At 45.1% G+C, this 11,225-nt stretch carries 12 protein-coding genes and 1 other RNA gene; all 13 read right to left on the bottom strand.

Annotation, left to right across the window (positions count from 1 at the left end; genetic code table 11):
- The coding region (locus tag H8876_RS05715; RefSeq protein ID WP_249286919.1) for an NADH-quinone oxidoreductase subunit D-related protein at nucleotides 1-964 on the bottom strand (964 nt) is incomplete at its 3' end.
- Nucleotides 951-1,460: an NADH-quinone oxidoreductase subunit NuoB gene (locus H8876_RS05710; protein WP_249286918.1), complete on the bottom strand. Its 510-nt coding sequence runs from the start codon at nucleotides 1,458-1,460 to the stop codon at nucleotides 951-953. The genes H8876_RS05715 and H8876_RS05710, both read right to left, overlap by 14 nt.
- Before the next feature lie 12 nt (nucleotides 1,461-1,472).
- Nucleotides 1,473-2,348 carry an NADH-quinone oxidoreductase subunit H gene (locus tag H8876_RS05705; protein WP_249286917.1) on the bottom strand — a complete coding sequence of 292 codons (876 nt, stop codon included), beginning with the start codon at nucleotides 2,346-2,348 and terminating at the stop codon, nucleotides 1,473-1,475.
- The gene (locus H8876_RS05700) at nucleotides 2,345-4,231 is read right to left on the bottom strand and encodes a proton-conducting transporter transmembrane domain-containing protein (RefSeq protein WP_249286916.1); all 1,887 of its coding nucleotides are present in this window, start codon (nucleotides 4,229-4,231) and stop codon (nucleotides 2,345-2,347) included. The genes H8876_RS05705 and H8876_RS05700 overlap by 4 nt, the downstream gene beginning before the upstream one ends.
- A 132-nt stretch (nucleotides 4,232-4,363) precedes the next feature.
- Complete coding sequence (locus H8876_RS05695; RefSeq protein ID WP_177265262.1) at nucleotides 4,364-4,636, bottom strand: pro-sigmaK processing inhibitor BofA family protein; 273 nt, start codon at nucleotides 4,634-4,636, stop codon at nucleotides 4,364-4,366.
- Nucleotides 4,637-4,765: 129 nt separating this feature from the next.
- Nucleotides 4,766-5,371, bottom strand: coding sequence for a recombination mediator RecR (gene recR / locus H8876_RS05690; protein WP_177265261.1), 606 nt, complete (start codon nucleotides 5,369-5,371; stop codon nucleotides 4,766-4,768).
- Between the two features lie 6 nt (nucleotides 5,372-5,377).
- A complete protein-coding gene (locus tag H8876_RS05685) occupies nucleotides 5,378-5,731 on the bottom strand; it encodes a YbaB/EbfC family nucleoid-associated protein (protein WP_177265260.1) in 354 nt (117 codons plus the stop codon).
- Between the two features lie 22 nt (nucleotides 5,732-5,753).
- Complete coding sequence (dnaX, locus tag H8876_RS05680; protein ID WP_249286915.1) at nucleotides 5,754-7,355, bottom strand: DNA polymerase III subunit gamma/tau; 1,602 nt, start codon at nucleotides 7,353-7,355, stop codon at nucleotides 5,754-5,756.
- Nucleotides 7,356-7,409: 54 nt separating this feature from the next.
- Nucleotides 7,410-7,509, bottom strand: an RNA gene (ffs, locus tag H8876_RS05675) — signal recognition particle sRNA small type.
- 77 nt (nucleotides 7,510-7,586) lie between these two features.
- On the bottom strand, nucleotides 7,587-7,955 hold the full coding sequence (locus H8876_RS05670) for a helix-turn-helix domain-containing protein (RefSeq protein ID WP_249286914.1): 369 nt from the start codon (nucleotides 7,953-7,955) through the stop codon (nucleotides 7,587-7,589).
- A gap of 13 nt (nucleotides 7,956-7,968) precedes the next feature.
- On the bottom strand, nucleotides 7,969-8,538 hold the full coding sequence (locus H8876_RS05665) for a hypothetical protein (protein WP_249286913.1): 570 nt from the start codon (nucleotides 8,536-8,538) through the stop codon (nucleotides 7,969-7,971).
- 247 nt (nucleotides 8,539-8,785) lie between these two features.
- Complete coding sequence (locus H8876_RS05660; RefSeq protein WP_249286912.1) at nucleotides 8,786-10,150, bottom strand: APC family permease; 1,365 nt, start codon at nucleotides 10,148-10,150, stop codon at nucleotides 8,786-8,788.
- A 54-nt stretch (nucleotides 10,151-10,204) separates the two neighbouring features.
- Nucleotides 10,205-11,119, bottom strand: a complete 915-nt coding sequence (locus H8876_RS05655) for a carbon-nitrogen hydrolase family protein (RefSeq protein ID WP_249286911.1) — start codon at nucleotides 11,117-11,119, stop codon at nucleotides 10,205-10,207.
- Between the last annotated feature and the right edge of the window lie 106 nt (nucleotides 11,120-11,225).

Below are 11,225 nucleotides of genomic sequence, written 5' to 3'. Positions count from 1 at the left end.
CGCTCGTCGGCAGCGTCAGATGTGTATAAGAGACAGTGCGTGCATCCGTCATAACAGCAGATCCTCTCGCAGCAGGACCTCCGCAAAATGTTTCCGCAGTCTTTTCATCCAAAACACCAATACCTTCCAGACGTCTGCATATCGATGCATCTTCTTTCATCAGAAGCGTTAGTGTCTGGATCCTTTCCCGAAGATTCTCTATGGTGTTGTGGATATCCTCCAGCTGCTGCGTGGAAATATCTTTCTTCATGCCGCCCACTTTGCAGAGAGAAAGCATGATACGGTTACCGGAAATACGATCAAACATCGTAAGTACCGGCTCTCTCACAGATAAAAATCCCATCGCCAGACTCTCAAATCCGATCCGTTCTGCCACGGAAGACAACCAGTACAGGTGACTCTGCACCCGAGACAGTTCCATCAAAATAATTCTCAGATATTCCGCACGTGCAGGCACCTCGATCTTCGATGCTTTCTCCACAGCCATGCAGAATCCCAGACTATGACCGAAACTGCTTGTTCCAGTCATCCGCTCAGCAACATATACCATCTGCCTGTAATCGCGCTGTTCTGTCAGAGCCTCCATATCACCATGGATCCTCTCTGCGGAATACGAAATATCAGCCACATCGTAAAAATCATGCAGATGCTCCTCTGCCACATGCTTGAATTTTACGCCACAGTCCCGCGCGATATCCAGTTCCGCATCAAATGCAGTCCAGAAAACAAACGTAATGCTGTCTACCGTCTGCTCTTCTGCGACCACCATTTTCAGATTAAGAAGTTTGGCAGTATTTTCAAAGGTGTAAATGATTTCTATTCCATCGTCCAGCCGGTCTGCACAGGCCTGACAAAATCTCCATCCATCTTCCTTAAGCGTTTTGACTTCATCCAGAAGGTCACATGCTTCTATCGAAAGGAATGAGCCGGAACTTCCGGATATTTCTGTTCTACTCTTCATCATCCTGTTCCTCCTCTGTCACATCCTCAGGCTTCTCCTCGATTTTCTCCTGCTCGTCCTTTGCAGGATCTTCTACAGCAACGGGCTCCTCCAGAGTCTCCGGCTTTTCAAAACATTTCAGTATCCCGTCTATAATGATCTCAGGACGTGCCGCACACCCTGGCACATAGAGATCGACCGGGAGCACCTGATCTGCTCCGCACACCACATCTCCACAGCCCTCGAAGATCCCGCCGGAGCATGCACATGCACCAACGGCAACAACAGCCTTCGGCTCTGCCATATTCTCGTACAGATGTACCAGATAATCACGATTTTCTTCCTCTACGATCCCGGTAATCAACAGTACGTCGGCATGCTTCGGATTATCTGTTTTGCGAACGCCATATTGTTCCACATCGAATTTAGGTGAGAAACATGCCTGCACTTCCATCCCGCATCCACTGCATCCAGAACCGTCAAAATGAAGGATCCACGGATTTTTTTCTACATACGACACATTGTCACCTCCCTAAATCATAACATACAGCAGGAAGAGATTTGCAGCCCCCAGGACAGCAGCTGTTCCCCATGCTATTTTAACAACAAACTCCCATTTGCTGCTTGCCGAACAATTATTGATAAACACGCGCAGGAAATATACAAGTATTGCCACTACAGCACCTACTACATGACCCCAGATCGTGCCATTGCTGAAAAAGAGGAATACGAATCCCAGCATCAGGATGGTTTCGTACCAGTTAGCCACTTCCATCGCGGCCAGCGTCTTTCCAGAAAATGCCTCCGTGATCCCCTTGATACGCTTCCCTGCCGGATCAGAAGAAAAACTGAGGTCGAACGGGGAAGTCCTAGACTTTATGGTGTAAATCAGCAGGAATCCTGCAAAGATCCCGATCAGTGGCAGGAACGGCATTGAAGATCCGATCATGATATCGCGAACCTCCATACTTCCGCAATACATTGAAAAACCTGCCGCCATAAACAGAACCATAGGGCAGTACGCCATCATCCTCATCAATTCATAATCTGCACCCATATGCGCATGCACTGAATTGGATACATAGGCAGCCACCACCAGGAACACATCGGCAGCAAGCAGTGCTAAAATCACAAACAGCAGATTTGCTCCTGCGAAGAATGCAACTCCGGCAACGATTTCAAAAAACACAAACGCCCGTACATAGTAGTCGTGCAAATACCGATCTTCCTCGGAGGTTTTTTCGCGCAGTTTTTTCACATCACGAAACGGCTGCATCATCGATGCACCTCTCTTTGCCTGCAACCCGGATGAGAAACGGCGCCCCATCCCGGTCAGCAGTCCTCCGGCAAAAGGAGCCAGGATGAGATACGCAACTGCGGATATCACGATTTTCAGAATCATTATCATGCTGCACCTCCCAACAATCTTACAAGGGTGCCGATCATAAAGCCAAGACTTATTATAATGCTGATCGCGGACAAAATCCCTCCGATCAGGATCGTCTTCTTTTCAAAAATTCTCGTATCTACAGCATGACGAATATCGCACGCTTCACACTGCACACCTTCTGTCGGTTCCGGTAAAACATACTTTTTCCTGCCGCCATAAAACACCCCGCAAAGGATCACGAGAAAAACGATAACAATCAGTCCCATGAGACTGTCCACCAGATTTCCCGCTGCAGACACACCTCCAAAAGCAATCTCCAGATACGGCATAACGCCAAACATAGATATCAGCGGGAACACTATACACAGAAATACCGTCAGCGCTACCAGAAGCTTTACAGGTCGCGTCAGCGAAGTCTCTCCCGCATCCAGCTCCGGCTCTGCTGCAGTCAATGTCAGCTGCCCCATACATTTTGCAAGATAAAAGATCGCTGCTCCCGCACCAAAACAAAGAGCTGCAAACAAAAGAATATTTCCTGATTCTGCGAACTCAGAAAGTGAATTGTATCGCATGATCAGCAGTTCAAAGTTCGCCATGAATAATGCTGCGGTTCCTGTCAGCATGCATGCTGACAGCTTTGGTCTTCCTGTAAACAATTCCCGTATTGAAAGATCCTGTCTTCCATCGTATTTTTCATGATCAAGTGCAGCAGTCCCTGCACTTGCCAACATTAACGCTTTAGAGACACCATGAAGCAACAGCAGTAGAATCCCTGCCGCTACGGCTTCTGCTGATCCGATCCCGCCACAGGCCACGATCAGGCCCATAGATGCTACAGTAGAGCATGATACGGTCTTTGCCGCCTCAGGTCGAAACACTGCCACCAGTGACGCGGCAAGGAAGGTGATCCCTCCTACCATCATCGTCATGATTCCTGCAAAATTTTCTGTGCCGAGTACCGGTGCCAGCTTCAAAATCAGAAAAACGCCTGCATTTGCACTCGTTACACAGCTGATCACTGCGATTGCCGGCGACGTGAAATCTTCTCCACGGATCAGCCAGCCGGAAAACGGGATCTGCATAGCAAGGATCAATCCAGCCAGAACAATAAAAATCGCCGGGATCGCGACCATATCACCATAGAGAGATCCTATTTTCATTACAACATTCAATTCCAGCGTTCCAAACACCTGTCCTAAGATCAGGATCCCTGCAGTCAGTGCCAGTCCGCCGAACAGATTCCACGTCAAATAATGAAATGCTGCCCTCAAAGCACCTGCAGTACCTGCATAACCAATCAGCACGAACGATGTCACTATGATGATCTCCCACACAAGATAGATCCACAGCAGATTATTAAAGATCACAAGCCCCATCATAGCTGCAATGCCAAAAAAGATCACTGCAAAAAACACATTTCTTCTATCCTTCAGTTCTGGATATTTCTGATGGAACCTGTCCATATACCGATTTCCGTAACAACAGATCAAACCGCCTGTAATTGATATGAAAATCATGAGGATCATTGAAAATCGATCCACATATAAATTATGCTCTACTTTAATTCCTGTTCCCTGAATCAGCTCAAAGACAGCAAGGGCTGCCACCTGAACAAAAGCAAATAAGGGAGCCGCATATCTTCTGTGGCGCAATCCTTCATAAATCAGATAAATCGCAATCACTGCCGCAATACCGATCACGACATAGTTTACGAATCCAAAATGGAATTTGAAGAACTTCTCTCCAGAAGGAAAATACAATACCACTGCAGCAATGGATGCCGCAGTCATTGCGATCGATGCGAACGCCATGACCCCATTTCTGGTCTTATCCCCCTTAGTTACTAAAAGAATCAAGGCAATGATTACAGGAAACGCTGTAAGAGAAATAATAATGCCCATGAAATCCTCCTAATAATAGCATTGAAATATTTGTCTAGTTTATATTATATCTTCATGCATATCCAGAATCAAGTCAAAAGAAAACAACATTTTCAAAATCATTTCGGCAGCAGCAGACTATCTTCGAGGACGCTACACCAGTTGAAAATAAAGTAATAGCGCAGCAACTCCCGGAACCCCGCAAACCCCTGCAATCAGCGAGTTTACAGGATTTATCGGCAAAAACAGGCCCATTGTATCTCCGAAAATCCGAATTAAAACCAGGAACACCCCTCCTGCCAGACTGCAGATTAAAAGTTTCAGTATGAATTTAAGGGGGACAAACAGCAGTCTCCCGCAAAAGTATAACAGTAACATCCCAGCTGTGTATGCTAAAAAAACACTGGTTTCCATTCCCAGATCCATTCTGCCGCTCCTTTCTCCGCAGCACACCGCAGCACGCCAGTCGGCATAACCGGTCGTCATAATATAAAAAAGAGATGACCATACAATCACCTCTTTACTATATTCTTTTTTTCTCCGGTTTATGCGACCTCAAAGCTGCCTTCTTCCTTCCATCGCTTTAAGGAGCGTCACTTCATCCGCGTATTCCAGATCGCCACCCACCGGAATACCGTGAGCGATCCGGCTCACCTTGATCCCGGAAGGCTTGATCAGTCTGGCGATATACATAGCAGTTGCTTCCCCTTCTATATTAGGGTTTGTGGCAATGATCAATTCTTTTACCGCTTCATCATGCAATCTTGGTATAAGGCTTTTTAAATTGATATCGTCCGGTCCGATGCCGTCCATAGGTGATATCGCACCGTGCAGCACATGGTAATAACCTCGGTACTCTCTGATTTTTTCCATAGCAGCAACATCTCTCGGATTCTCCACAACACAAATCGTGCTTTTATCCCTTGTGTCATCAGAACAGATCGCACAAGGATCCTGATCTGTCAAATTTCCACACACAGAACAATACGTCATCGCGGTCTTCGCATTGCGAACCGCATCCGCCAGAGCAAAAGCATCTTTATCATCCATGGAAAGGATATGAAATGCAAGGCGCTGCGCTGTTTTCCCGCCAATGCCCGGAAGCTTTGAAAGTTCATTGATCAGCTTATTTAAAGGTTTCGCATACTGATACTGTCTCATAGCCGTTTAGAGTCCCGGAATCCCCAGTCCGGCAGTCAGCTTGCTCATTTCATTCTGCGAGATCTCTTCCATCTGGCGCAGCGCTTCATTTGTTGCTACCATGATCAGATCCTGCAACATTTCCGCATCATCAGGATCGATAACTTCCGGTTTGATCTGAATGTCCTTGATTTCTTTTTTCCCCGATACAGTTACTGTCACCGCACCGCCGCCGGATGTCGCTGTCGCCTCCATCTCATTGATCTCAGCCTGAAGTTCATCCATCTTTCTCTGCATCTGCTGCATTTGCTGCATCTGCTTCTGCATATTTCCTGCACCCGGTGCCTTTGGTCTCTTACCGGCTTTCATTCCTTTTCCCATTTTAGTACCTCCAACTATAATCTTACTTTATCTCTACATTGACTCCCAGAAGTTTCTCTGCTTCCTGGGCAATATCCTCCATTGATGCTTCCGATTCCATCGAAGCAGCTCCTGCTCCCGTTTCTGCGATCTTCATACTGCGCTTTTTACCGGTATGCCTTTCCATCAAAGTTTCCAGAAGTTCCCGATTTCTCTCTGCATAAGCCTTCACATGTCCTGAGCGAACAGTCACCGTAAACGAATGCTCTTCGATAGACGTCAGCGCAGCACCGCTCCCAACAATATAAAAGCTTCCCTTCGACGCCTCTCCATCTTCAAATACAGCTTTCCAGATCCGATCATAATCTTTAGGTTCCGGCGCAGCTTTATTCCCGTCCTCGTCTGGTGCATGACCTATTTCCGAGACTGATGATTCACCAGGGCTCCCTGACGTTGCATTCTGCAAAGGCGATCCAGCCGGCTTTCCGTAGTATCCCTGAGAACCTGCAGGTTCTGACGATATCATACGTTCTGAAGTCATTCCCATAATCGGAGTACGTCCGGCAGATACAGAAGATAACTTTACAATAGCCAGTTCAAGCAGTATCCGGGGCTGTGTAGACCATTTTGCTTCATTAATGGTTCTGGAAAGTTCCAGAATTCCCTGATTGATCTCAGTAAGCTCGATGGTTTCGCTCTGCCTTCGAATACGATCGATGTTCTCCACAGACATATTGATGATCTCCTGCGGATTTTTTATGAACTTGGTCATCAGCAGATTTCTATAGTGATTCACCCAGTCACGCATAAACTGCCTGACATCTTTCCCATCCGCCAATGCCTGTGCTACCAATACGATCGCATCCGATGTGCGCTTTTTTCGAATAAGATCCGTCAGCTCCACAAAGGTTTCTTCTCCCGACGCACCCAGGAATTCCAGGACATCTGATGCGTCCACTTTCGTATCTCCTCCAGAAATACACTGATCCAGAATGCTCAGTCCGTCTCGAACCGACCCGTCTGCATTAGCTGCAATGATACGCAGTGCACTGTCAGAAACCTGAATACCTTTTTTCTGACAGATTTCCGACATGCCACCAATCAGTACATTTTCCGGCACTCGTTTAAAATCTAGCCGCATACACCTTGAAAGGATCGTGGCAGGAAGTTTGTGGGGTTCTGTCGTCGCTAAAATAAAGACAACATATTCCGGCGGTTCTTCCAGCGTCTTTAACAATGCGTTGAAAGCTCCTGTAGAAAGCATGTGAACTTCATCTATGATGTACACTTTTTTTCGACCGGCTGCCGGCGGGTATTTTACACTTTCCCGCAGTTCCCTGATGTTATCGACGCCATTATTAGACGCCGCATCGATTTCGATCACATCAAGAAAAGTTCCCTCTTTGATCTCACGACACACACTGCACTGCCCGCAGGGGCGATCTCCTTCAGACAAACAGTTCAGGCCCTTTGCCAGGATCCTTGCCGTTGTAGTCTTTCCTGTCCCTCGCGTTCCGCAAAACAAATATGCATGACTTGTCGTGTCCGTTTGTATTTGATTTTTCAGGATCCTCACAATATGATCCTGTCCCAGGATCTCATCAAAGACCTCAGGCCTGTATGCCCGATACAATGCTGTATACATCTTCGCCTCCCGATTGCTGATAAAACAAATTGCCCTTTGAAAGCTCCGCAGGCGTAGGAGAAGGCTGATCTGCGGCACATAAGAGCTTCCGCTTATTGCTGCTTCCTTCCGGACCTGACAAGGTTCACGGCGTCCTATTGCGCAGGACCCAAACCATGCAAGCGAAGCCATCAAAAGGCAATTCATACTGTTTTATTATATTCGTTTTACAGAGAGCCGTCAAGGGGTAATTCATCCATGACAGTGTGCCCATGCACTGATCTGACGCCTCAGGAAATCCAAATATTCGCACGTTTCTCTTACCTGCAGCTCAAATACCACAATCGGTTTTTCTCTTCTGCAGTATATCTGCTGATTCCTGTAGATATCACTTCCAGGTCCGCAGACCACATCCTGCCACTGGGCTTCATACAGATTCATCATCGCCAGGAATTTATCCAGCGGAGGATATGATATCCCGTTTTCATACTTGTAAATAGCCTGAACAGATCCCAAATCCAAATAATGCATGACTTCTTTTACAGATAATCCACTTCTTTCACGGAGTATTCTTAAATTCCTGCCGATTAATTTCATGTTATACTCTGTCCTGTCAAACATTATACTCTCCTTTTTAACTGCAAAGTTTCTGCAGCTGCACGCTGTGCTCCTGAATAACGTCTTTCATAACGCTGATGTCTTCCTCCATTTTTTTCTGGCGTTCAACACTTTCGGAATACCGTTCAAAAGTTTTCAAATAGCAGTCTTCTATCGTCTTTAACCGTGGCGAAATATCCGTGTTTAAAATAGTGTGGATCTCGTCAAATCCCCGGTGCATTTCCTCACGCAAACTACTGATATTATTATCGATCTTGTCATCAAGGCGTCGAATCTCAGAATGCATCTCCTCACGCAGACCTGAAATCTCAAAGTGCATCTCCTCACGCAGACCATCGATTTTAGTATCGATCTTATTATCCAGCCGACTGATCTCAGTTCTCATTTCCTCACGCAAATCTCCAATAAGCTGATACATCTCCGTGCGAAGCCCTTCGATCTTTTCATTCATATCCTGCCGCAGTCCATTAAATTTATTATTTAATCCCTCAAAATCCTTATGCAGCCGATTTAAATCCTCCCGTACCGGCTTCAATCCCTGATCCAGCAGTTCCGATAATACTGTAATATCCTGTTTCGTTAACATAGTGTTCCCCTTTCTTTTATTGTTTGACATATTTTACCATGCCCCATGCCGATTGTCAATATTTTCCTCTCGCATTTCTTACAAAAGTTCCTGTCTCTATTATACTGCCCTCTCTGACACTTGTCATTGACGGCGTAGTTGAATTTATCACGCCTAAAAGAAAAACGCACCGGGAAAGGATGCGTTTTTCATAGATCGTTCTATAAGTATTTCTGTATTAATAATATCTTTTTAAGCGGTTAAAACGTTATTCGTCCAGGCTCATAGTAACGGATTTCTTGAATCCTTTGGTTACGATTGCCAGCCAGACGATTCCTATCACCAGCCAGATGATTCCGTAAATGATAGATGTACCACTCAGGTTGATCAACATATACATGGTGTATATTGCACCTACCAGCGGAACCAGCAGATGGCGGAAGAAGTCTCCTGCTGTTCTCTGCTTATTCTTCACATAATAGTGTCCAATTACAGATACGTTAACAAAGGTAAAGCCAAGCAGTGCTCCGAAGTTGATCAGACAGGATGCAATCGTCAGCGAGAAGAACAGCGCCGTCAGACCAAATGCTCCCATGATCAGTATATTATAGGACGGAACGTGGAATTTCGGGTTGATATATCCAAAACATTTCTTTGGCAGCAGACCATCTCTTCCCATACCATACAGAACTCTGGAAGCAGATGCAACAGCATTGATAGAAGCTGCGATACAGCCTACTACATAAGCTGCGATAAAGAAATAACTCATCCCGGCATTAGCTACGTGTGCGATTACTTCTACAGCACCACCATCCAGGTTTTCAATTTCATTCCATGCTGTCGGCCATGCTGCCTGTAACAGATACGTAAAGATGACATACATAGCACCTACACCAATACAGCAGATCATAAGTGCCTTTGGAATATTTTTCTTCGGCTCAATAGCTTCTTCGCCCAGAGCTGCAATACCATCAAATCCCAGATATGCCAGGCAAACGATAGCGGCACCTGAAGCAATGCCCTTTACTCCACCCATATTGGCGAATTCTTCAGAATTATAAAATGCACTCATGTTAAGGGCAAGATCATGACCTGTGATATAACGAACGGTCATAATCAATAATACTACTAAGAAAATCAATTGAATGATAACAACAACATTGTTGAAAATATCTGCAACTCTGATTCCCAACAGGTTTGCACCAGTTACAATCACTGTAAAAAGTACAACCCATACCCAGAGAGGTATGCTCGGAAGTGCAGCCTGCATAAAAATAGCGGATGCCAGATAATTCAACATTGGCAGGAACATATATCCCAGCACGATTGTCCATCCCGCAATAAACCCAATATACGGATTAAATGTTTCTGTTGCATATGCATATACAGATCCAGATGAAGGAAATGCCTTAGACATCCTGCAATAGCTATATGCTGTGAATACCATGCACAGAGTTGCTACTACATATGTCATGGATACATGTCCATGAGTCGTGTTGGTTACGATTCCGTATGTTGTAAAGAATGCGAGCGGAATGATAAATGCGATTCCATAAAAAACAAGTGATCTAAGGGTCAAAACTCTCGCTAGTTCTGCCGGTGCAGAACCATTCGATCCATTCTGGTTACTCATAATTACCTCCTTGATTACTGCAAATAACTGCTACATATAAGTTCATTTCAGATGTTATCCGATTTCATCAAACATTTTCTTGTAAATAGATGGTCTGTAATCTGGACCGCCACCCCAAGGATTGTCCACACACTGATGCCGATTAGCCAGGGAAAGATCCAGCGTGCCAATCAGAACTTTAACCTGCTGATCATTGACATCTCCAATATATGTGGTTACTTCAACTTCTTCAAAAGCATTAGTCTTAGGTCCAACAACCATGCTTCCTCCTCCACCATAGCATCCAGCAGCATCCCATCCAGTAATATTAGATGTTGCTACATAAATAGAGCTAGTCAGAACCAGATATTCTAAATGTGGCTGATAACATCTTACCCAGGCATTTCTACTACCATCATTTGGTACTTCCTCAGCAGAGAATGTTGGATTCAAATGCAGTCTGGCTCCTTTCCATGCATAATACCTTGCCAACTCTGGAAATTGGTAGTTGTCATAGCAGATTGCCAATGAAATCGGGCCCCATTTCGTATCAAACATAAATGGAGTTTCACCACGTTTACACCACATGTTTTCCGTTCCATATGGGTGGATTTTCTGATACGATCCAATCAACCCTTCTGGTCCAAGAACTACAGCTGAGTTATAGATATCTGTATCCTCTTCATGCAGCTTTTCCGACATACCAAAGATTATGTAGATACCTTCTTCCTTTGCAACCTGTTCCATTGCTTTTGTTGACGGACCATTTACGGTTTCCGTTACACGAATTTTTTCTTCCTGCGAAATGGATTCATCAATAAACATTCCGTAGCCCATCAATGCCATCTCCGGGAAAAGAATCAGATCCGCTCCTCTTCTGGCCGCTGCACGGGACATGTCCATCATTCTTCTCAGATTGACTTCCTTTTCTCCCGAAGCAACTTTAAAATTAACTACGGCAATATTTATAATGTCACTTTCATATGCCATCTTTTTACCTCCTTCTTAATAGATTTTTAAGTGCTGTGTATAACACAATATGAATATCAGCTACTTGCCGATAATTATGAGCAACTTCTGTCTCTTATACACATCT

The organism is Lentihominibacter faecis (assembly GCF_014306095.1).
Classification (GTDB): domain Bacteria; phylum Bacillota; class Clostridia; order Peptostreptococcales; family Anaerovoracaceae; genus Lentihominibacter; species Lentihominibacter faecis.
Note: the sequence above shows the minus strand (reverse complement) of the source record. Positions and strands in the feature narration are given on the sequence as shown.

Coding starts and splice junctions, on each gene's coding strand:
- H8876_RS05705 (WP_249286917.1), bottom strand. CDS start 2,348: ATGATAATGATTCTGAAAATCGTGATATCCGCAGTTGCGTATCTCATC.
- H8876_RS05700 (WP_249286916.1), bottom strand. CDS start 4,231: ATGGGCATTATTATTTCTCTTACAGCGTTTCCTGTAATCATTGCCTTG.
- H8876_RS05695 (WP_177265262.1), bottom strand. CDS start 4,636: ATGGATCTGGGAATGGAAACCAGTGTTTTTTTAGCATACACAGCTGGG.
- recR (WP_177265261.1), bottom strand. CDS start 5,371: ATGAGACAGTATCAGTATGCGAAACCTTTAAATAAGCTGATCAATGAA.
- H8876_RS05685 (WP_177265260.1), bottom strand. CDS start 5,731: ATGGGAAAAGGAATGAAAGCCGGTAAGAGACCAAAGGCACCGGGTGCA.
- dnaX (WP_249286915.1), bottom strand. CDS start 7,355: ATGTATACAGCATTGTATCGGGCATACAGGCCTGAGGTCTTTGATGAG.
- H8876_RS05670 (WP_249286914.1), bottom strand. CDS start 7,955: ATGTTTGACAGGACAGAGTATAACATGAAATTAATCGGCAGGAATTTA.
- H8876_RS05665 (WP_249286913.1), bottom strand. CDS start 8,538: ATGTTAACGAAACAGGATATTACAGTATTATCGGAACTGCTGGATCAG.
- H8876_RS05660 (WP_249286912.1), bottom strand. CDS start 10,150: ATGAGTAACCAGAATGGATCGAATGGTTCTGCACCGGCAGAACTAGCG.
- H8876_RS05655 (WP_249286911.1), bottom strand. CDS start 11,119: ATGGCATATGAAAGTGACATTATAAATATTGCCGTAGTTAATTTTAAA.